Origin of the sequence: Modestobacter sp. VKM Ac-2979 (assembly GCF_026967995.1) — a bacterium.
In the GTDB taxonomy this organism is placed as follows: domain Bacteria; phylum Actinomycetota; class Actinomycetes; order Mycobacteriales; family Geodermatophilaceae; genus Modestobacter.
This window is the reverse complement of sequence record NZ_JAPVBO010000002.1, coordinates 741,944-762,621: the sequence shown is the minus strand read 5'-3', so window position 1 is coordinate 762,621 and position 20,678 is coordinate 741,944. Positions and strand designations below refer to the sequence as shown.

Genomic DNA, 20,678 nt, shown 5'->3' with positions numbered 1-20,678 from the left:
GGGCGACCCGCCACGCCCAGGCGGCGAAGCCCAGCGCGACGAGCGCGACGAGGGTGATGAGCACCCAGGCGGAGAACAGACCCATGCCCGTCACGGTAATCCGGACACCCTGCGCCCACCGGGAGCGGGGCGGCCTCACCCGGCCGGGCGATCTCCGGCGGCAGCCGCCGACTCCGCTCAAGCGTCGGCGCGCACCGGCCGACGTAGGAAGTGCACGACGGATCTCGAACCCGTGGATCCGAGCACCCCGAGGTGGAGAACATGTCGATGGACGCGGCCCTCCGGCCGACCGAGGCCCTGACCGGACCGGTGGCAGAGCGGCTGCACGTGACCAGCACCGGCGACCCGGACGGACCGGTGCTGCTGCTGGCACACGGCTTCGGCTGCGACCAGGGCATGTGGGACGGCGTCCTGCCGCACGTCAGCGCCGACCACCGCGTCGTCCGCTACGACCTGATGGGCTACGGCCGGTCCGACGTCGCGGCCTACGACCCGGTCCACTACGCGACCCTGGACGCGCACGCCGAGGACATCCTGGCCATCTGCCGGGAGCTCGACCTGCACGACGTCACGCTCGTCGCGCACAGCGTCAGCACGATGATGGCCCTGCTCGCCGCGGTCCAGGAGCCCGGACGCTTCCGGCAGCTCGTGCTGGTGGCCGCGTCCCCGTACTTCCTGCAGGACCCGGCCGACGGCTACGACGGCGGCTTCTCCACGGCCGACATGGCCGAGGTCGCCGGCGCGCTGGACAGCAACTACTTCACCTGGGCCGAGGCGATGGCCCCGGTGATCATGGGCACCCCGGACGCCCCGGACAACGGCGCCCGGCTCACCGCCAGCTTCTGCCGGGTCGACCCCGACGTCGCCCGCCAGCTGCTGGTCATCATGTTCACCACGGACTTCCGCCCGCTGCTGCCCCGGGTCACCACCCCCTCGGTGATCGTGCAGAGCCGCGCCGACGCCCTGGTGCCCTCCTCGGTCGGTGACCACCTGCACGCCCGGCTGACCGGCTCGACGCTCGTGCAGCTCGAGGCCATCGGGCACTGCCCGCACATCAGCGCGCCCGAGGAGACGGCCGCGGCCATCCGCGCCCACCTGCTGCCCCGGCGCTGAGGGACCGACCATGAGGGACTACGCGGAGCTGTGGGAGCACGCCCCGAACGGACACCTGCTGCTGGACGACGACGGCCTGATCACCGCGGTCAACGCGACCTTCACCGACTGGACCGGACACACCGCGGCGGACCTGCTGGGCACCCCGTTCCCGACGCTGCTGCCGATCGGCGACCGGGTCCTGTACACGACGCACTCCCTCCCTCAGCTGATGGTCAGCGGCCGGATCGCCGAGGCCTCCGTCCAGGTCGTCGGGCCCGACGGGTCGCGCCACCCGGCCCTGCTGAGCGCCACCCGCGTGGAGGGTGCGGACGGCCCGGAGACCCGGGTCGCGCTGGTCGACGCCCAGCAGCGCCGCCGCTACGAGGAGGAGCTGCTGGCCGCGCGGCGGCGGGCCGAGGAGTCCGAGGCGCGGATCACCCAGGCCGAGGCAGAGCTCGCCGAACTCGTCCACCACGACGAGCTCACCGGGATGCTCAACCGGCCGGGCCTGCTGCGGGCGCTGCACGGCCGGCTCGGGGCGGCCCGCACCGAGCGGGGTGACGACTCGGTGCCGACCGTGCTGTTCGTCGACCTCGACGGCTTCAAGACGGTCAACGACGCCCTCGGGCACGCCAGCGGTGACGAGCTGTTGCAGGTGGTCGGGCAGCGGATCAGCTCCGCCGTCCGCGCCGGCGCGGACGTCGCCCGCTTCGCCGGCGACGAGTTCGTCGTCCTGGACGACGTCACCGCCGCCGGCGCCGCCCGGGTCGCCGAGCGGCTGATCGACCTGCTCGCCGAACCGGTCGTGCTGCACGGCGTGGAGGTCGTCGTCACCGCGAGCGTCGGGATCTGCTCGGCCGAGGTGCCGGTGGCCGGGGCGGACACGACCGAGCTCGCCGAGCTCCTGCTCCGCCGCGCCGACCACGCCATGTACCGGGCCAAGGCCCAGGGCAGCGGCCGCTGGACCGCCCACCGCCCCGGGGACAGCGACCCGGGCGCCGACCGGCTCCTGCTGCTGGAGCAGCTCCGCAACGGCATCCGCCAGGGTGAGCTGCGCGTGTACTACCAGCCCCGCCGGCACCTGCCGACCGGGCAGCTGAGCGGTGTCGAGGCGCTGGTCCGCTGGCAGCACCCGACCCGAGGGCTGCTCCAGCCCGCCGCGTTCATCGACGCCGCCGAGCAGTCCGGCGTCATCCGCGAACTGGGCGCCTGGGTGCTGACCGAGGCCGTGGAGCAGGCCGTCCGCTGGGACGCGTCGGGCGGGCCGGCGGGGCTGCAGACGGCGGTCAACCTCTCCGCACGCCAGCTCGCCGACCCCGACCTGGTGCCGCTGGTCGCCCGCACCCTGGCCCGCGCCGGGCTGCCGGCCTCCCGGCTGGTCCTGGAGATCACCGAGACGGCGCTGATGAGCGACCCCGACGCCGCCCTCCGCTCGCTCCAGGCGCTCAAGGCGCTCGGCGTCCTGCTGGCCGTGGACGACTTCGGCACCGGCTTCTCCAGCTTCACCTACCTCAAGCGGTTCCCCGTCGACGAGCTGAAGATCGACCGGTCGTTCGTCACCGGGATGACCACCGACGCCGGCGACCACGCGATCGTCGCCAGCTGCGTGCACCTCGCCCACGCGATGGGCCTGGTCGCCGTCGCCGAGGGGGTGGAGACCGCCGCCGAACGCGACGCCCTCCGCGCGCTGGGCGCCGACCAGGCCCAGGGCTACTTCTTCAGTCGACCGGTCCCGCCCTCGGCGCTGCTCACCGAGCCGGCCGACGTCCCCGCCTGAGCGGTCGCCTGCACCACCTCCGCCCAGGGGGTGGCCTCCAGCCCGAGGACGGCGGTGGTCTCGCTGCTGTCCAGGACGAAGTCGGCGTCCCACTGGTGCCGGATCGCGACGAGCTCGCGCATCTGGGAGTCCGCGGCCCCCAGCGCGCGCAGCACCGGCCACGGGATGCCGCTGACCCGCGCCGGCCGGCTGCCCATCGCGGCGGCCACGTCGGTGAGCACCTCCCGCTGGCTGCGCGGCTCCCCGCTGGGGACCATCCACGCCCGCCCCTCCGCCCGCGCGTCGGTGCCGAGGGTGACCAGCGTGGCCGCGACGTCGGGGACGTAGGTCCAGCTGTGCCGGGCGTCGGGGTCGCCGATCACCCAGGCCCGCCGGCCGGCGCGCAGCGTGGCCAGCTGGCGGACGACGTGCGACTGCGGGGGCGGCACCGTCGGTCCGACGAAGTCCGACGCCCGTGCCTCGGTGACCCGCAACCGGCCCGCGGCCCGCGCGGCGAGCGCGTCGGCCCACATCGACGCCTTGAGCCGGCCCTTGACGTCGGTCGCCGCGAGCGGGGTGTCGGCGGTCATCGGCCCGCCGGGGCGGCCGTACCCGTAGAGACTGCCCATGACGACCAGCACGCCGGCGTCCTCGGCCGCGCAGCGCACCGCCGCGGCGATCGGCGGCCAGTCGCGGGTCCACCGGTCGTAGCGCGGCGGGTTGACCGCGTTGTACAGCGCGTCGGCCGCACCGACCGCCGCGGAGAGCGCAGCTCCGTCGGCGGCGTCCACGGCCCGGTGCTGCACGTCGCCGGTGCTCGTGCCGCCGCTGCGGGAGAGCACCACCACCTCGTGCCCCCGCTCGGCCAGCAGCTGGGCGGTCGCCGTCCCCACCGGGCCCTTGCCGAGCACCACGTGTCTCCCCATGTCGTCCTCCGGTCGTCGTTCGAGAGCAGTGCTCTCGGTGATGCCGTCGACCGTCCTCCCGGCCCCCACTCCTGTCAAGAGCACCGCTCTTGATTGCGTGCAGCGCTCTCGTCGGCGACCCTGGACCGGTGCCGACCGCCCGTGACCGCGCCCGCGCCGAGCTGACCGGCGAGATCACCGCGCTGGCCCGCGCTCAGCTCGCCACCGTCGGCGCTGCCGGCCTCTCGCTCCGGGCCGTCGCCCGGGAGCTGGGCATGGCCTCCTCCGCCGTGTACCGCTACTTCCCCAGCCGCGACGACCTGCTGACCCGGCTGATCATCGACGGGTACGACGCCCTGGGAGAGGTCGCCGAACGGGCCGACGACCCGGCGGCGCGGCCGGTGACCCGGTGGCTCGGTGTCTGCCGGGCCGTGCGTCGCTGGGCCCTGGACCACCCGCACGAGTACGCGCTGCTCTACGGGTCACCGGTGCCCGGCTACCGGGCGCCCCGGGACACCGTGCCGGCGGCCATCCGGGTCGGCGCCGTGCTGGGCCGGGTCCTCGGCGACGCCGCCCGCGCCGGGCTGCTCCCGCCCGCGACCGGCCGGGCGACCGGCGTCGTGAGCCCCGACGCCATCCCGGTGCTGGGCGGGGAGCACCCGACGCTGGACGACGCCGTGCGGGCCCGGGCCCTGCTGGCGTGGAGCAGCGTCTTCGGCACGATCAGCTTCGAGCTCTTCGGCCACTTCACCGGCGCATCCGCCGACCCGGACGCCTTCTTCGACGACGCGATGCGCGACCTCGCCGGGCTCGTCGGCCTGCGGGACGCCTGAGCGTGCCCTTCACCGGCAGTCACCCCGCCGCCGTCCTGCCGTTCCTGCGCACGCCACTGCCCGCCTCGGCGCTGGTGGCCGGCAGTCTCGCCCCCGACCTGCCGTACTACCTGCCTGCACACCCCGGGTTCCGCACGCACACCGCGCTCGCCGTGGTGACCGTGGACCTGCTGCTGGGTGCGCTGCTGTGGGCGCTCTGGCACGGGCTGCTGGCGGCGCCGGCGCTGCACGCCACCCCGGCAGACCTCCGGGGCCGGCTGGACGGTGCGCGGCTGGGTCTGCGCCGGCGACTGCGCACGCCGGGACAGGCGGCGCTGGCGGTGGCGGGGTTCCTCGTCGGGGCCGCGACGCACGTGCTCTGGGACGAGTTCACCCACCCCGGCCGCTGGGGAACCGAGCACGTCACGCTGCTGCGCGAGCCGTGGGCGGGCCTGCCCGGGCACCGGTGGGCCCAGGAGGGCAGCGGGCTGCTCGGGCTCCTGGTCCTGCTGGCCTGGCTCGTGTGGTGGTGGCGACGCACTCCCGCCGTCCCGGCGCCGCACCGGCCGGCCTGGTGGGCGCCCTGGCTGGTGGTGGCGGGAGCCGGTGTCGTCGGCGGGCTGACCGCCGTCCCCGGCGCGGCCGACCTGCGCTCGGCCGCGGTCGAGGCCGCCTTCCGCGGCGGCGGGGTGGCCGCCGGGACCGCGCTGGCCCTGGCCGCCGTGTGGTGGGTGCGCCGGCTCGCAGACGACAGCGCCCGCCCCGGCCGGAGCCGGAGCGGGCACTGACCGGCCTGCTTCCAGGGGCCCGCCCTGAGCTCGCGAAGGGTGGGGAGGAAGCAGGTCCTCACGCGATGGCGAGCGTGGTCTCGTTCAGCCCGACCTCGGCGTCGACCGCCCGCTCGGCGCGGCCGACCGGCGCCAGGGTGCGCAGCGTCCAGCGGCCCGGTGCGGCGAAGAACCGGAACTCACCCTCCGGGCTGGTCACCACCTCGGCGGTGAACTCGTCGGTGGCGTCCAGCAGCCGCACGTACGCGCCGGCGACCGGGGTGCCGTCGTGCCACACCGATCCCTGGATGACGGTCTGGGTGCTCAGGTCGACACCGGCCAGGCTGCCGCCCTGCTTGGGGGCTCCGCACATGTCAGCTCACTTCTCGATCGGGACGCCGACCAGCGAGCCGTACTCGACCCAGGAGCCGTCGTAGTTCTTGACGTCGGACTTGCCGAGCAGCTCGCGCAGCACGAACCAGGTGTGGCTGGAGCGCTCGCCGATGCGGCAGTACGCGATCGTCGGCTTGGTCTCGTCGTAGCCCTGCTCGGCGTAGAGCTTGGCCAGGTCCTCGTCGCTCTTGAACGTGCCGTCCTCGTTGGCCGCCTTGCTCCACGGGATGTTCATCGCCGTGGGCACGTGCCCGCCCTTCTGCGCCTGCTCCTGCGGCAGGTGCGCCGGGGCGAGGATCTTGCCGGAGAACTCGTCGGGCGAGCGGACGTCGATGATGTTCTTGTTGCCGATCGAGGACACGACCTCGTCGCGGAAGGCGCGGATCGACAGGTCGGGCTCGCTGGCGCGGTAGGTGGTGGCCGGGCGCTCCACGGCGTCCTTGGACAGCGGGCGGCCGTCGAGCTCCCACTTCTTGCGCCCACCGTCGATCAGCTTCACGTCGCGGTGCCCGTAGAGCTTGAAGTACCAGTAGGCGTAGGCGGCGAACCAGTTGTTGTTGCCGCCGTACAGCACCACGGTGTCGTCGTTGCCGATGCCGCGCGAGGAGAGCAGCGCCTCGAACGCCTCGCGGCCGACGAAGTCACGGCGCAGCGGGTCCTGCAGGTCGGTCTTCCAGTCCAGCTTGACAGCGCCTTCGAGGTGGCCGCCGTCGTAGGCGCTGGTGTCCTCGTCGACCTCGACGAAGACGAGTCCGGGGTCGCCCAGGTGCTCCTGGGCCCAGTCGGCGGTGACGAGCACGTCGCTACGGCTCATGAGTGTGGTTCCTCCATCAGGTGGGGCGGATGGTGCGGACGTCGTGCGGTGCGGATCTGGAACGGGTGCCGATCCCGTGCGGGACCGCGGAGCCGGTGTCCACCGGAGCGCACATCCGGCGGGGGGCGGCCAGGGCGTGCGGAGAGCGGCGCGGGACGGGGTCTCCGGCGCGGGGGTGCGGCCTCAGCAGGCCGGACAGCGGGAGCTGGCGACGCGGCACAGGTCGACTGTGCGGCGCGAGGTCAGCAGGGGGCCCACGGCGCGAGGGTAGCGGATCATCGCCCCGGCCTCACATGAGCGGCCACCAGGGCGGCCAGCTCAGCCGGCCCCGGCGCGCCGGTGTTGCGGGCCACCACCGCCCCGGCGCCGTCCAGCCAGATCAGCGTCGGCGTGACCCGCACGTCGAGCGCCCGGACCTCGTCCAGGTGGCTCTCGGCGTCCACGTGCACGTACGACAGCCCCGGATGCGTCGCCTCCAGGCGCTGCAGCCGGGCACGGGTGGCCCGGCACGGCCCACAGAAGGCGGTGGAGAACTGGACGACGGTCAGCTCCGCCTCCGCCGGACGCACGCCCAGCCCGGCGAGGGCGGCCGTGGCGCCGGCGGTGCTGGTCGTCGTGGTCACCTGAGGGGCAACGGGCGCCCCGCCGGTCACATTCCGGCGGATCCGCCCGGCAGCGCCGATCAGCCCTGCAGCACCGTGTCGGTCGCCGCCACCACCACGAGGACGCCGTCCTCCCCGGGGTCGACGCTGGTCAGCTCCAGGCCGAAGGGCAGCTCCGGCACCGGGTACCGGAAGTCGAGCACGTCGACGGCCCGGTCCAGCACGAAGCCGGGGACGTCGACGCCCGCTGCCGATGCGTCCTCGACGTCGACCACCAGGTCCTGTCCGTCGAGGGTGACGTTGCCCCGGGCGATGACCGGGACCTCGATCCCGGCCAGGTCGATCGTGCGGTCGATCCGCAGCCGGTCGCCCTCCGGGGCCAGCCGGGTGTCGCCGCCGAGCTCCCGGGCGAGCAGTTCGTAGGAGAGCGTCGCCGTCCCGTCGACCTGCTCGACCGGGATCGCCTGGACCGAACCGGAGATCACGTCGGACAACGACACCTGCACCCCGTACAGCTGCACGTCGGCGCGGGTGCCGGCCGGCTCGCCGAGCTGCTCGGCGGTCAAGCTGATCCGCACCTCGTCGTAACGACCGGCCAGCGCCTGGGTGAGGAACGGGAACCCGGTGATGTCGACCTCCGGCGTACCGGCCAGCCCACCGCGCTCGGCCACCTGCTCGGCGACCTGCCCCTCGGCGACGGAGACGCCGACCCGGTCGACCAGGAACAGCAGGCCGAGGGCGAGCAGCAGGACGATCAGCAGTGCCTTCACGTGTCGAGTCTCCCCTGCCGCTCAGCCGGCGCCGTACGAGGCGAGGGCGTAGGCCACCGGTGCGACGGCGGCCAGCGGGAGCACCGCCTGCACGACCGGCAGCGCCCAGCTCCACCCGCCGCGCTCGGCCACGACGTAGGAGGCGCCCAGCGCAGTCAGCGCGGCCGCCCCACCCAGTGCCGCGCCGTAGATGGCCGCCGACAGGGCGTCGACCAGTGCGTCGCCCTCGCGGCCCAGCAGAGCCACCCCCGTGGCGGCCAGCACGGCGAGGACGACGCCGAGCAGGCCCCGGGGCACGTCGGGGGTGATCTCCGGGCGGGGCAGCACGAGGTCGACCAGGTGACCGACCAGCAGTGCGGCACCGACCACCAGCACCGCCGTCTCCAGCGCCCGTGCCCCGCCCTCGAGCCGGGCGACCCCCAGCAGCACCGCCAGCGCACAGACCGAGCACAGCAGCAGGACGACGCCGGCCAGGGACGCGACGAGGTACCGGCGGGGTGCCGGGCGGGTCATCTGGTGGACGACGGCGGCCAGGAACCCCAGGCCGAGCACCGCCAGCAGCCAGTCCAGCTGCGGGCGGCCCGGGAGGAGCATCGCCGCGTCGGCCGCGATCGCCGCGGCGCCACCCAGGGCGAGGGACCCCGCGGAGCCACGGATGCCGGTGGCGACCACCCAGCCGGCGACCAGGCCCGCCTGGAGCAGCGCCACCGAGGCGACCCGCCCCGTGTCACCGAGCGCAGCGGGCAACCAGACGGCCACCGCGGTCACCACGACGACCAGGCCGGCGGCCGGGAGGTGGTGGGCGCGCGGGGACAGCTGCGTGTCCGGAGCGGCCTGCGTCACCCCGCGATCCTCGCAGAGGGTGCCCGGACCGCCGGGCACGCCGGCGTCGTCGTGTCGCCGGCGCGCGACCGGACCGTGCGGTGGGTCACGACCTCGCCGGGGCGGCGGCGCACGTCCGCTATCCTGCAGCCTCACCTCGACAGCGCAGTCGACGGCCTGGGTCCGCCCAGTGAGGAGACGACATGCGACTCGTGCTCATGACCTCGGCCCGTCAGGCCACCACGGAGGTCCTCCCTGCGCTCGGGCTGTTGGCCCACCAGGTGCGCATCGTGCCCCCCGAGCTGTCCAGCCTGCTCGACGGTGACGCCGGGGACGTCGTCCTCGTCGACGCCCGGCACGACCTCGTCTCCGCCCGGACCCTGTGCTCGCTGCTCGCCTCGACGGGTGTCGCCGCCTCCCTGGTCGCGGTGCTGGCCGAGGGCGGCCTCGTCGCGCTGTCGGCCGACTGGGGCGTCGACGACGTCGTGCTCGACACCGCCGGCCCGGCCGAGGTCGACGCCCGGCTGAAGTGGGCCGCCGCCCGCCGGCTGGCCGCCGCGACCCCCGCCGACGGCGCGGAAGGCGGCGTGACGAAGGCCGGCGAGCTGGTCATCGACGAGCACAGCTACTCGGCGAAGCTCCGCGGCCGCCCCCTGGACCTCACGTACAAGGAGTTCGAGCTCCTCAAGTACCTCGCCCAGCACCCGGGCCGGGTCTTCTCCCGCGCCCAGCTGCTGCAGGAGATCTGGGGCTACGACTACTTCGGCGGCACCCGCACCGTCGACGTGCACGTCCGCCGGCTGCGCGCCAAGCTCGGCGCCGAGCACGAGGCGCTGATCGGCACCGTGCGCAACGTCGGCTACAAGCTCGACCAGCAGGTCGCCGACGCGACCGCGGCGGCCAACGTGGCGGCGATCGAGACCGGTGTCCCGCTCTCCTGAGCCCGCTCCGCTGAGCCCGGTGCAGGTCGAGGTCTCCGAGCGGCTCCCCACCGCCGCCGTGGGCGAGGTGCGGGCCCTGCTGGAGGCCGCACTGGCCGCCGACGGTGTCCGGCCGGTCTCCGAGGAGTCCGAGCTGCGACTGCAGCACGGCGGCCCGGTCGGTGGCGCCGACCTCATCGTGCGGGACGACGCCGGCACGCTGCTCGGCTACGCCCGGCTGGAGCTGCCGCCCGGCGACCCGGAGGCCGAGGCCGAGCTCGTCGTGGCCCCGGCCAGTCGCCGTGGCGGCGTGGGAACCGCCCTGGTCGCCCGGCTCGAGGAGCTCGCTGCCGACCGGCCGCTGCGCGTGTGGGCTCACGGTGAGCTGCCCGGCTCGGCCGAGCTCGCCCGCCGCCGCGGCTACGACCGGGCGCGCGTGCTGCTGCAGATGCGCCGACCGCTGGACGGGGTCGACCCCGACCCCCGGCCGGCGCTGCCCGACGGGGTGTCCGTCGCGACGTTCCGGCCGGGCACCGACGAGGACGCCTGGCTGCGGGTGAACGCCCGCGCCTTCGCCTCCCACCCGGAGCAGGGCCGGTGGACCCGCGGCGACCTGGCCCTGCGCGAGGCCGAGGCCTGGTTCGACCCGGCCGGGTTCTTCCTCGCCTGGCGGGAGACGCCGGGCGGGCAGGACCTGCTGGGCTTCCACTGGACCAAGGTGCACCCGGCCGGCGACGCCGGCGACGAGCCGATCGGCGAGGTCTACGTGCTCGGCATCGACCCGGACGCGCAGGGCATGCGGCTGGGCCGGGCCCTGACCGACGTGGGGCTGGCGCACCTGCGCGCCCGTGGGCTGTCCGCCGTGCTCCTCTACGTCGAGGAGGAGAACACCACCGCCGTCGCGCTCTACGAGCGGAGCGGGTTCACCCGGCACGCCGTCGACGTCTCCTGGCGGCGCGCACCCCGGCGCTGAGCGCCTTCGCCGCCGTGCCCGCTGAACGCCTTCGCCGCCGTGCCCGCTGAGCGGCCCGATCCGCCCGTCGGCGCCCCGCCACGCGGCGGTTCACCCGTTGGACGTACAGCGTCTGTCGTTTCGTGGGCCAAGTCTCAGTCCGCGTTCACCCCGCGTTCATCGACGCACCTGGATCCGTCCATCTGGGCTGCTTAGCGTCCTCGGCGTTCGATCTTCCCTGCCCGGCTCCGACGTCCGGGCACACACCAGTCGAAAGGCCACTGAGTTGAAGCTCAGCACCACGACGCGCACCGCGGCAGTGTCCGCAGCGCTCGCCGCCACCCTCGCTCTCGCCGCGTGCGGCGCCTCGAACGAGGAGAGCGGCACGGGCACTTCCGGGGGCGACAGCGGCGGGGAGCTCAGCGGCACCCTCGTCGGCGCCGGCGCCAGCAGCCAGCAGGCGGCCATGCAGGGCTGGACCGCCGGCTACTCCAGCGTCCAGCCCGATGTGACGGTCAACTACGACCCGATCGGCTCCGGCGGTGGCCGTGAGCAGTTCCTCGCCGGCGGCACCGACTTCGCCGGCTCGGACGCCGCGCTCGACGAGGAGGAGCTCGCGCAGGCCGAGGAGCGCTGCGGCGAGTCCGGCATCTTCGAGCTGGCCAACTACATCGCGCCGATCGCCGTGGTCTACAACGTCGAGGGCGTCGACGAGCTGAACCTCTCCCCCGAGGTCCTCGCCGGCATCTTCAACCAGCAGATCACCAACTGGAACGACCCGGCGATCGCGGCGGACAACCCGGACGCCACCCTGCCGGACCTCCCCATCACCCCGGTCAACCGGAGTGACGAGTCCGGCACCACGGAGAACTTCACCGAGTACCTGGTCGCCGCAGCCGGCGACGCCTGGCCGCACGAGGCCAGTGGCGACTGGCCGGTCTCCGGTGGCGAGGCCGCCCAGGGCACCTCCGGCGTGGTCAGCGCGGTCGGGGCCGGCAACGGCAGCATCGGCTACGCCGACCTGAGCCAGGCCGGCGACCTGGGTGTCGCCAACATCGGCGTCGGCGAGGAGTTCGTCGAGCCCACCGCCGAGGCCGCCGCCGCCGTCGTGGAGAACTCGGAGACGCTGGAGGGACGCGGCGAGTACGACTTCGCCATCGAGCTCGCCCGCGACACCACCGAGTCGGGCAACTACCCGATCGTGCTGATCAGCTACCACGTCGGCTGCGTCGAGTACGAGGACCAGGAGACCGCCGACCTGGTCGCGGACTTCATGAGCTACGTGGTCAGCGAGGAGGGCCAGCAGGCCGCGGCCGAGGCCGCGGGCAGCGCGCCCATCTCGGACAACCTGCGCGAGCAGGCGCAGGGTGCGATCGACGCCATCACGGCTGCCGGCTGATCGAGCCGGTCAGCAGCGCGCTGCGGCGGCCCGGAGTGTCCACCCGGACACCCCGGGCCGCCGTGGTGCATGACCCACTGCACGCCTCCCAGCATCCAGCGGTACGAGCCCCCCGGAGCGATCGGTGACCTCCACCACCAGCGCACCACCCGCCCAGCAGCCCAAGAGCCGGCCCGGTGACCGCATCTTCGCCGGCACCGCCAAGGGCGCGGGAATCCTCATCCTGGTCATCCTCGCCGGGGTGGCCCTCTTCCTGATCAGCGAGTCGGTCCCGGCGCTGACGGCCTCCCCGGACGAGATCGCCGGTGACGGTGGCCTCGCCTCCTACATCGGGCCCCTGATCTTCGGCACCCTGCTCTCCGCGGTGATCGCCCTGCTGGTCGCCACCCCGCTGGCGGTGGCGATCGCGCTGTTCATCACCTTCTACGCGCCGCGCAAGCTGGCCGCCGGGCTGGGCTACGTGGTCGACCTGCTGGCCGCGATCCCGAGCATCGTCTACGGCTTCTGGGGCATCTTCTGGCTCGCCCCGAAGCTGGTGCCCTTCTACCGCTGGCTGGAGGAGAACCTCGGGTTCATCCCGTTCTTCGCCGGGCCGGTCTCCTCGAGCGGCCGGACCATGCTGACCATCGGGCTGGTGCTCGGCGTGATGATCCTGCCGATCGTCAGCGCCATCTCCCGCGAGGTGTTCAGCCAGGTGCCGACGCTGCACACCGAGGCCGCCCTCGCCCTGGGCGCCACCCGCTGGGAGATGATCAAGATGGCCGTCATCCCCTACGGCAAGTCCGGTGTCATCGGCGGCTCGATGCTCGGCCTGGGGCGCGCCCTCGGCGAGACCATGGCCGTGGCGATCATCCTGTCCGGCTCGGCCGCCGGGATCACCTGGGCGCTGATCACCAGCGCCAACCCGCAGACGATCGCAGCGAACATCGCGCTGGAGTTCCCGGAGTCGACCGGACTCGCCGTCAACACCCTGATCGCCAGCGGGCTCGCGCTGTTCGTGATCACCCTCCTGGTCAACATGCTCGCCCGCTGGGTCGTCAACCGCCGGTCCGACTTCTCCGGAGCCAACTGATGAGCACCTCCACCCAGCAATCCAGCGCCGCGCCGGAGACCTCTGCGCCGCCCCAGGGCGCCCTGGGCGGCCACGAGAAGCAGGCGCCGTGGGTGCCGTGGGCGGTGTTCGGTGCCGCCGCCGTCCTCGCGCTGGCGATCGGCCTGCTGACCAGCTGGAACATCGTGCTGTTCGTCATCTACACGGTGGTGCTGGGCACGCTGGGCACCTACCTGCTGTCCCGGGTGACCGAGGGGCCGCGCAAGGCGGTCGACCGGCTGATCACCTGCCTGGTGGTCAGCGCCTTCGGCATCGCCATGGTGCCGCTGGTCTCGCTGGTCTACGAGGTGGTCCGTCGCGGTGCGGAGCGCTTCGACGCCGAGTTCTTCACCGCTTCGCTGCAGGGCGTCATCGGCTCGGGTGGGGGCGCGTACCACGCGCTCATGGGCACGCTGATCATCACCTTGCTGACCACGATCATCTCCGTGCCGATCGGCCTGATGACCGCGATCTACCTGGTCGAGTACGGCACCGGCCGGCTCAAGCGGTCGATCACCTTCTTCATCGACGTGATGACCGGCATCCCCTCGATCGTCGCCGGCCTGTTCGCCTACGCACTGTTCGTGCTGATCTTCGGCCCGGGCGTGCGGCTGGGGATCATGGGCGCGGTGGCGCTGTCGGTGCTGATGATCCCGGTGGTCGTGCGCTCGGCGGAGGAGGTGCTCAAGCTCGTCCCGAACGAGCTCCGCGAGGCCGCCTACGCCCTGGGCGTGCCCAAGTGGCGCACGATCCTCAAGGTGGTCATCCCGACCGCGATCGCCGGCCTGGCCACCGGTGTCACGCTGGCCATCGCCCGCGTGGTCGGTGAGACCGCACCGCTGCTGATCACCGTCGGCATCACCAACGCCCTGAACTTCAACGCGTTCGACGGGCGGATGGCGACCCTGCCGGTGTACGCGTACTACCAGCTCACCCAGCCGGGAGTGCCACCACAGGACGCGATCGACCGGGCCTGGACAGCGGCCCTGGTCCTCATCATGCTGGTCATGGGCCTCAACGTGGTCGCCCGCCTGATCAGCCGTCTCTTCGCCCCCAAGACCAGTCGCTGACCCGGAACCCGGAGGAACACCACGTGGCCAAGCGCATCGACGTCTCGGACCTGGACATCTACTACGGCAACTTCAAGGCCGTGGAAGGGGTCAACCTCTCCATCGAGCCGCGGAGCATCACGGCGCTGATCGGTCCCTCGGGTTGCGGGAAGTCCACCTTCCTGCGGGCCCTCAACCGGATGCACGAGGTGATCCCCGGCGCCCGCGTCGAGGGCAAGGTCGTCATCGAGGGGCAGGACCTCTACGGCTCCGACGTCGACCCGGTCGACGTCCGCCGGCAGATCGGCATGGTCTTCCAGCGGCCGAACCCGTTCCCGACGATGTCGATCTACGACAACGTCGCGGCGGGCCTGCGGCTGAACGCCAAGAAGACCAGCAAGAGCGACATGGACGGCCTGGTCGAGCGCTCTCTCAAGGGCGCGAACCTCTGGAACGAGGTCAAGGACCGGCTGAACCGCCCGGGCTCGGGGCTCTCCGGCGGTCAGCAGCAGCGGCTGTGCATCGCCCGGGCCATCGCCGTCCAGCCCGAGGTGCTGCTGATGGACGAGCCGTGCTCCGCGCTCGACCCGATCTCCACGCTGGCCGTGGAGGACCTGATGATGGAGCTCAAGGAGCAGTTCACCATCGTCATCGTCACCCACAACATGCAGCAGGCCGCGCGGGTCAGCGAGACCACCGGGTTCTTCAACCTCAACGGGGTCGGCCAGCCCGGCCGGCTGATCGAGTACAACCCCACCGAGAAGATCTTCAGCAACCCCGACGAGAAGGCGACGGAGGACTACATCTCCGGCCGGTTCGGGTGATGCTCCGCTGAGCGGCTCTCCCGCCGCTCAGCTGCAGGACGATGCGGCCTCGGCCTCCGCGACAGCGGGGTCCGGGGCCGCTGTCGTGGGCACCGGGGTGCCGATGTCGACGGGAGCCAGACCGGTGTACGCCGGCCCGACGACCAGCTGCACCGCCGAGCCGACCAGGTCCGTCTCCACCAGCACGGCACCGGGCACGGCCGCCGCCACGGTGCGCGCGGGCTCCAGCGCCGCCGGGCCGTACCGGACCACGGTGCGGTCCACGGTGGCCGGTTCGATGCCCCGGGCACCGACCCGGAACCCCGCGGCGGCCAGGCCGTCGGCCACCTCGCCGGTGCGCCCGGCTCCGGAGCCGTCCAGCACGTCCACCGTCACCCCGGCCGGCGCCACGGAGACCGTCGTCCCCTCGGGGACCGGGTCGCCGGCCGCCGGCTCGGTGAGGGCGGGGTCGGTCGGCGCCGCGTCGGCGACGTCCTCCGCGGCCGGGGCGGGCAGCCGGCCCGCGTCGATGACCGAGTCGAACAGCTGCCGGGTCGCGGTCGCGTCGACGACCACCACCGCCTGGTCGCTGCCGTTGGGCACGTGGCCCACCTCGGCGACCGGGAGCCCGGTGCGCTCGATCGCGCTCCCGGACAGCTCGCCCAGGGTGGCCCCGAAGGACCGCAGGTCCCCGAGCGTCGTCCCGGCGTCCACGGTGAACGCATCGCCGGCCCGGGAGAGGAAGCGGGTCAGGGTCAGCGGGTCGACCAGTGTGCTGTCCGCCAGGGCGGAGTCGAGTGCCGAGACCAGCACCCGCTGCTCGCGCTCGGCCACCGCGGCACCGGTGACGTCGGTCCCGGTGGCGGCGGGCTGCAGGTAGCCGGTCACCTCCGCGCCGGCCAGCTGGAGGCCACCCGTCCCCGGGCAGACCGGGACCCCGCCGAGCGCCTCCACCATGCCGGGCAGCCGGGCGAGGTCGACGGACACGTAGTGGTCGACCCGCAGGCCGGTCAGCTGCTGCACCGACCGGACCAGGCACGAGGGCCCGCCGTCGAGCAGTGCGGCGGCGAACGGCTCGGTCACGGGCTGGCGCAGCTCGCCGTCCGCCGTCCGGCAGACGGGGGTGTCGGTCAGCGCCGTGGGAGGCAGGCTGACCAGGACGGCCTGCTCACCGTCGCCGGAGACGTGCACGACCACGGGGCTGACCCCAGGCAGCCCACTGCGCCCGGGCACACCGGTGCCGACCAGCAGGTAGGTCGACGAGGTCTCCTGCAGCTGCGGGGCGAGCACCTCGGGGCCGTCGGTGACCAGTGCGTCGACCCGGTCGATCCCACGGTCGACGTAGAAGTAGAGGCCGACGTAGAAGACGGCCACCAGGCCGAGCAGGGCCACCAGCGCGAAGGCGACCCGGGTCAACCGACGACGGACCGGACCGGCCGGTGGACGCGGCGCCGGCAGATCGGCGACCGTGGCGCCCCCGGGGACGACGGGCACGTCCCGACCGGGGATCGGCGGCACCGGCAGGCTCCGGCGCACGCCGGGCACCGGCACCGAGTACTGCGGTGGCGCGGAGGGGGTGACCGACGGCGGGTGCACCGGCCGCGGGGGCGGCGGGACCGCCGCCGGGGGCTGCGGAGTCGGCGGGGCCGCTGCCGGGGGCGGGGCCGGAGCGGCTCCGTGCGCCGCCCGGGGGACCGGCCGCAGGGGCACCGGCGCGAACGGTGGCGCTGCCGGGGGCGTCGCGGCCTGGCTGCGGCCGGCCGGTGGCGCCGGGTCCGGCGGGACGCCGGGGGGACGTGACGACGACCCGACCGGCGTCGAGGCGGGGAACGGGGGACGACGGTCTGCCGTCGGCGTGGCCCGCGGCACGGCGGGAGGCGCGGGCGCGCGGGATCCGGGTGGGGCGACCGGCGGGCGGGCGGGCCGGACAGCCGGCTCCTCGGCCGGCGTGGCGGGCTCCGGATCCGAGGCCGGTCCGGGCATCGCCGGCTGCCAACCGGTCGGGAGCACCGGCGGGGAGGGCACGGCGGACGGCTGCGGACGGTCCCGCCACGCACCCCGGGGAGCGAGCTCGTCGGAGATCGCCGGCCGGCCGGGACCGTCACTCCTGGCAGAACCCGGCTGCCACAGCGGGGTGCCGGCGTCCTCGACCGGCTGCTGACGGCCGGTGGCCTCACCGGCCTCGCGTCGCTCCGCCCGTCGCCGGCGGACCCCGGTGCCCGAGCGGGCGAGCAGCTCGGCGACGGTCAGCGGCGCGGCCGGGCCGTTCGCGCCGGGACCACCTGGCTCGCCCCCCGGGACAGGAGGGACGGCGCCGGTCGGTCGGTCGCCGCGCCGGGGACCGTCGTCGGCCCCGTCCCGCGTCGGCTGATCCGCCACCGGCGTCGACATCCCATCGTCGTTGTCCGCAGTCGCTCGCTGCGCGGTCGTCCTGCGCCCTGGGACGGCCGGAGACCGCCGCCAGCGCGACCGTTCCACGATACGGGCGGTAGGCCACCAGGCCGGCCGGACGCGCGGGCGGCGGACGGATCCCGTCGCGCAGGACGGGGCTCTCGACCGGCAGATCGACCCGCCGGACCGTAGCGTCTGGCCCGTGAAGTTGCCCTTTCCCGGCCCGTCGGACGTGCTGAACGCCGCCGGGGGCCTCCGTGACGGCGTCGCCGAGGCCCTCGCCCTGCTGCCTCGGGTGGTGGGGGCCCTCAACGAGGGTGAACAGCTGCTGAAGCGCGTCGGGGTGCTCGTCGACCGGATGGAACGCATCGCCGACCGGGCCGAGGTGGCGGTCGCCGGCATCGACGTCACCCGCGCCCACGCCGACGAGGCCGTCGCACGGATCGGCGTCACGAACGACGCCGCCGACGCCGCCGTCGCCCGGATCGGGGTGACCAACGACGCCGCCGACGCCGCCGTCGCCCGGATCGGCGTCACGAACGACGCCGCCGACGCCGCCGTCGCCCGGATCGGCGTCACCAACGACGCCGCCGACGCCGCCGTCGCCCGGATCGGCGTCACCAACGACGCCGCCGACGCCGCGGTGGCCAGGATCGGCGTGACCAACGACGCCGCCGACCGGTCCGTCGCACGGATCGGGGTCACCAACGACGCCGCGGACGAGTCCGTCGCACGGATCGGGGTGACCAACGACGCCGCGGACGCCGCCGTCGCCCGGATCGGGGTCACGAACGACGCCGCGGACGAGTCCGTCGCCCGGATCGGCGTGACCAACGACGCCGCCGACCGGTCCGTCGCCCGGATCGGGGTCACCAACGACGCCGCCGACGAGTCCGTCGCCCGGATCGGCCGGTCCACCGATGCCGCCGATGAGCTCCTCACCGCGGTCGCGGGCACGGCCGGCGCCGCCGACGGCACGCTGGCCCGCGCGGAGGCGCTGCTCGCGACGATCTCCCCGCTGCTGGAGGACTACCGCCCCGCGTTGCGGACGCTGGCCCCGGTGCTGACCCGGTTCGCCGAGGAGCTGCACACCGACGAGGTCACCGCGATCATCACGCTGGTCGACCGGCTCCCCGACCTGGTGGTGCACCTCGACGAGGACCTGCTCCCCGTGCTGCTGACGCTGAGCGACGTCGCACCGGACGTGCACACCCTGGTGGAGACCGTGCAGGACATGCGCCAGGTGGTGAAGGGGTTCCCGGGGTCGCGGCTGTTCCGTCGCCGTGGCGCGGAGGAGATCGCCGAGGAGGAGGCGGCCGACGCCGAGGCCGACAGCTCCTCCTGAACGCACCGACCGGCGCCGCCCCCCGGGGACGACGCCGGTCGCTGGTCGGTCAGATCGAGGGCTCAGGTCTCGGTCGGGTAGCCCAGCGCCCGGACGACGTCCCCGATGCGCTCGAAGACCTGGCCCTCGGGCAGCCGGGACAGCTCCTCGGCGACCACGTCCGGGGCCCGGTGGTCACGGGCGGCCTCGACCAGCTCCGAGCCGGTGCTCGGGAAGTCCGCGCGGTCCAGCCAGCGGGACAGCTCCGCCCGGGCCACGACCGCGTTCGCGTCCATGCCCTGCGGGACCCCGCCGACCAACGTGCCGGCCGGGTCGGCGTCGATGTCGGGCTGGTCCTCCCCGACCGGCTCCACCTCGCGCCACTCCTCGGAACGGGTGGCCCGCTCCCCCTTCATCATCCCCTGCACCTCGTGCTCGAGCTCCTCGTCGATGCGCGGGTTGTGCTTGGTGCTCCGGCTCCCGGTGAAGCCGCCGTCTGACTCGCTCACGTTCTCCTCCTCCGTGCGGGCGTCGCCGCGCCGCTCAGTCCTTCTCCAGTGCGCTGGGCTTGTGCACGGCGGTGCCCCCGCTCTTCTCGCTCTCGACCTCGTACTGCGGGTCGTCGGGGCTGGCGCGCACCGTTCGCCCGGCAGCCTCGGTGTCCTCGGTGATCTTGCGCTTCACCGTGCCCTCGGCCGTGCCGCCGTGGCTCTTCCAGCTCACGTGGTCGCCCTTCGAGAACTCCTCCGCCATGTCAGGCCCCCCTCTCGCACCGTCGGTCCGGTGTGCCTGCCCGTGGCGGCACGGGCGCACACATCGGGCGCCGGTGCGCGTCGACCGGCTCTCCGCCACCCGACGGCGGTCACCCGTTCGGGGGGTCTCTGCGCGGTCGGTGGTGCCGGCGGCAGGATCGTCACGTAGCGTGCTCACTCGACGGGACGCACACAGCGTCTTCCCTGATCAGTGCGATCAACTGGTCACGCTGGGTGAGGTCCTCGTCCACGATCGCCGGCCCGGCTGGCCCCATTCCCCCGGGGCCGGCCGGGCCGGCCCCGTTAGGGTCGGTCCTCGTGGCGACCGAGGACGAGGCACCGATCGACGAGGCCCCGATCCAGGAACCGGCCCGCACGGCAGCCGCGCCCGGCGCCGGGGCGGCCGACCCCGCCGTCCGCCCGGTCGACGTGCTCAGCGTGACCGCCGTGCGGGACGTGACGCCCGCGGTCCGCCGGGTCACCCTCACCGCGCCCGCCGCCGTGGTCGCCGCCTGCGGACCCACGATGTCCCTGCTGGTCCCCCGCGCCGACGACCGCTCCCCCCGCTGGCCGCAGGTGGCCCGCGACGGCCGCATCGTCTGGCCGCAGGGCAGCCACGGCGTCGCCCTGCGCAGCTACACCGCGCGCCGGCAGGACCCGGGCGCCGGGGAGGTCGACGTCGACTTCGTGCTGCACGGCGACGGCCCGGCCGCCTCCTGGGCGGCGGCCGCCACGCCCGGCGCCGTGCTGGGCCTGGCCAGCGCCGCACCCCTGGGCGCCTCCCCCGCCGGCTGGTTGTTGCTGGCCGGCGACGAGACCGCGCTCCCGGCGATCAGCCGGATCCTGGCGGCGGCCGCCCCGGACACCCGCGGCGTCGCCCTGCTCGAGGTGGCCGGCCCGCAGGAGGAGCAGCCGCTGGCCGCCCCGGCCGGGGTCGAGCTGCGCTGGCTGCACCGGACCGGGACGGCGCCGGAGGCGAGCACCCTGCTGGTCGACGCGGTGGCCGCGCTGCACCGCCCGCCGGGTGAGGACCTCTTCGCCTGGGTGGGCGCCGAGTCGGCCGTCGTCCGTGCGGTGCGCGCCGACCTGCGGGGCCGCTGGGGGCTGCGCCGGAGCCAGCACCACGCCATCGGCTACTGGCGCGCCGGCCGGGCGATGTCCCCGGCCGGGTGACCCCCTCGCAGCCCGGACACCCAGGCTCCTCACAGGTGGCGTCCAGGACAGCCGCAGTCGCCAGCGGCATGCTGGAGCGATGACGACGC

The 20,678-nt window shown here is 74.4% G+C and carries 22 protein-coding genes; 12 read left to right on the top strand and 10 right to left on the bottom strand.

Features of this window, described 5'->3' with window-relative positions:
• The first annotated feature begins 261 nt into the window (after positions 1-261).
• Positions 262-1,113 (top strand): alpha/beta fold hydrolase, encoded by an 852-nt coding sequence (locus tag O2W15_RS08275; RefSeq protein ID WP_269179060.1) that lies wholly within the window; start codon positions 262-264, stop codon positions 1,111-1,113.
• Between the two features lie 10 nt (positions 1,114-1,123).
• Positions 1,124-2,872, top strand: a complete 1,749-nt coding sequence (locus tag O2W15_RS08270) for a putative bifunctional diguanylate cyclase/phosphodiesterase (protein ID WP_269179059.1) — start codon at positions 1,124-1,126, stop codon at positions 2,870-2,872.
• Here the strand turns inward: O2W15_RS08270 and O2W15_RS08265 are convergent.
• Positions 2,806-3,777 (bottom strand): NAD-dependent epimerase/dehydratase family protein, encoded by a 972-nt coding sequence (locus tag O2W15_RS08265; RefSeq protein WP_269179058.1) that lies wholly within the window; start codon positions 3,775-3,777, stop codon positions 2,806-2,808. The two genes, O2W15_RS08270 and O2W15_RS08265, sit on opposite strands and share 67 nt — an antisense overlap.
• 128 nt (positions 3,778-3,905) lie before the next feature.
• Between O2W15_RS08265 and O2W15_RS08260 the strand changes: the two genes are divergently transcribed.
• Complete coding sequence (locus O2W15_RS08260) at positions 3,906-4,589, top strand: TetR/AcrR family transcriptional regulator (RefSeq protein WP_269179057.1); 684 nt, start codon at positions 3,906-3,908, stop codon at positions 4,587-4,589.
• A 2-nt stretch (positions 4,590-4,591) separates the two neighbouring features.
• On the top strand, positions 4,592-5,356 hold the full coding sequence (locus O2W15_RS08255; RefSeq protein ID WP_269179056.1) for a DUF4184 family protein: 765 nt from the start codon (positions 4,592-4,594) through the stop codon (positions 5,354-5,356).
• 58 nt (positions 5,357-5,414) lie between these two features.
• Here O2W15_RS08255 and O2W15_RS08250 read toward each other — a convergent pair whose 3' ends face one another.
• The 6 genes from O2W15_RS08250 to O2W15_RS08230 form a co-directional block, all read right to left on the bottom strand.
• Positions 5,415-5,708: a DUF1416 domain-containing protein gene (locus tag O2W15_RS08250; protein ID WP_269179055.1), complete on the bottom strand. Its 294-nt coding sequence runs from the start codon at positions 5,706-5,708 to the stop codon at positions 5,415-5,417.
• 6 nt (positions 5,709-5,714) lie between these two features.
• Positions 5,715-6,542: a sulfurtransferase gene (locus O2W15_RS08245; protein ID WP_269179054.1), complete on the bottom strand. Its 828-nt coding sequence runs from the start codon at positions 6,540-6,542 to the stop codon at positions 5,715-5,717.
• Positions 6,543-6,725: 183 nt separating this feature from the next.
• Positions 6,726-6,821 (bottom strand): putative leader peptide, encoded by a 96-nt coding sequence (locus O2W15_RS23970; protein WP_442928848.1) that lies wholly within the window; start codon positions 6,819-6,821, stop codon positions 6,726-6,728.
• Entirely contained in the window at positions 6,818-7,165 is a 348-nt protein-coding gene (locus O2W15_RS08240; RefSeq protein WP_269179053.1) for a TlpA family protein disulfide reductase, read from the bottom strand. Before O2W15_RS08240 ends, O2W15_RS23970 begins: the two co-directional genes overlap by 4 nt.
• Before the next feature lie 59 nt (positions 7,166-7,224).
• Positions 7,225-7,914, bottom strand: a complete 690-nt coding sequence (locus O2W15_RS08235) for an LmeA family phospholipid-binding protein (protein ID WP_269179052.1) — start codon at positions 7,912-7,914, stop codon at positions 7,225-7,227.
• A gap of 21 nt (positions 7,915-7,935) precedes the next feature.
• The gene (locus O2W15_RS08230; protein WP_269162824.1) at positions 7,936-8,757 is read right to left on the bottom strand and encodes a hypothetical protein; all 822 of its coding nucleotides are present in this window, start codon (positions 8,755-8,757) and stop codon (positions 7,936-7,938) included.
• A 182-nt stretch (positions 8,758-8,939) separates the two neighbouring features.
• Here O2W15_RS08230 and O2W15_RS08225 point away from each other — a divergent pair, with 182 nt between their 5' ends.
• The 6 genes from O2W15_RS08225 to pstB all read left to right on the top strand — a co-directional run bounded on the left by O2W15_RS08225 (position 8,940) and on the right by pstB (position 14,970).
• Positions 8,940-9,677 carry a winged helix-turn-helix transcriptional regulator gene (locus O2W15_RS08225; protein WP_269162823.1) on the top strand — a complete coding sequence of 246 codons (738 nt, stop codon included), beginning with the start codon at positions 8,940-8,942 and terminating at the stop codon, positions 9,675-9,677.
• Positions 9,661-10,629: a mycothiol synthase gene (gene mshD / locus O2W15_RS08220; protein WP_269179051.1), complete on the top strand. Its 969-nt coding sequence runs from the start codon at positions 9,661-9,663 to the stop codon at positions 10,627-10,629. The genes O2W15_RS08225 and mshD overlap by 17 nt, the downstream gene beginning before the upstream one ends.
• A gap of 265 nt (positions 10,630-10,894) precedes the next feature.
• Positions 10,895-12,007 carry a phosphate ABC transporter substrate-binding protein PstS gene (gene pstS, locus O2W15_RS08215; protein ID WP_269162821.1) on the top strand — a complete coding sequence of 371 codons (1,113 nt, stop codon included), beginning with the start codon at positions 10,895-10,897 and terminating at the stop codon, positions 12,005-12,007.
• A gap of 124 nt (positions 12,008-12,131) precedes the next feature.
• The gene (gene pstC, locus O2W15_RS08210) at positions 12,132-13,079 is read left to right on the top strand and encodes a phosphate ABC transporter permease subunit PstC (protein ID WP_269162820.1); all 948 of its coding nucleotides are present in this window, start codon (positions 12,132-12,134) and stop codon (positions 13,077-13,079) included.
• Entirely contained in the window at positions 13,079-14,167 is a 1,089-nt protein-coding gene (gene pstA, locus O2W15_RS08205) for a phosphate ABC transporter permease PstA (protein ID WP_269179050.1), read from the top strand. The genes pstC and pstA overlap by 1 nt, the downstream gene beginning before the upstream one ends.
• A gap of 23 nt (positions 14,168-14,190) precedes the next feature.
• A complete protein-coding gene (gene pstB, locus O2W15_RS08200; RefSeq protein WP_269162818.1) occupies positions 14,191-14,970 on the top strand; it encodes a phosphate ABC transporter ATP-binding protein PstB in 780 nt (259 codons plus the stop codon).
• 27 nt (positions 14,971-14,997) lie between these two features.
• Here the strand turns inward: pstB and O2W15_RS08195 are convergent, their stop codons facing one another.
• On the bottom strand, positions 14,998-16,659 hold the full coding sequence (locus tag O2W15_RS08195) for an LCP family protein (protein WP_269179049.1): 1,662 nt from the start codon (positions 16,657-16,659) through the stop codon (positions 14,998-15,000).
• A gap of 883 nt (positions 16,660-17,542) precedes the next feature.
• On the opposite strand from O2W15_RS08195, the gene O2W15_RS08190 reads away from it, so the two are divergent.
• A complete protein-coding gene (locus tag O2W15_RS08190; protein ID WP_269179048.1) occupies positions 17,543-18,685 on the top strand; it encodes a hypothetical protein in 1,143 nt (380 codons plus the stop codon).
• Positions 18,686-18,747: 62 nt separating this feature from the next.
• On the opposite strand, the gene O2W15_RS08185 is transcribed toward O2W15_RS08190, so the two are convergent.
• Positions 18,748-19,173: a DUF2795 domain-containing protein gene (locus tag O2W15_RS08185; RefSeq protein ID WP_269162815.1), complete on the bottom strand. Its 426-nt coding sequence runs from the start codon at positions 19,171-19,173 to the stop codon at positions 18,748-18,750.
• Positions 19,174-19,207: 34 nt separating this feature from the next.
• Positions 19,208-19,417 carry a DUF2945 domain-containing protein gene (locus tag O2W15_RS08180; RefSeq protein ID WP_269162814.1) on the bottom strand — a complete coding sequence of 70 codons (210 nt, stop codon included), beginning with the start codon at positions 19,415-19,417 and terminating at the stop codon, positions 19,208-19,210.
• A gap of 317 nt (positions 19,418-19,734) precedes the next feature.
• On the opposite strand from O2W15_RS08180, the gene O2W15_RS08175 reads away from it, so the two are divergent.
• Complete coding sequence (locus O2W15_RS08175) at positions 19,735-20,589, top strand: siderophore-interacting protein (protein WP_269179047.1); 855 nt, start codon at positions 19,735-19,737, stop codon at positions 20,587-20,589.
• Positions 20,590-20,678 lie beyond the last annotated feature (89 nt).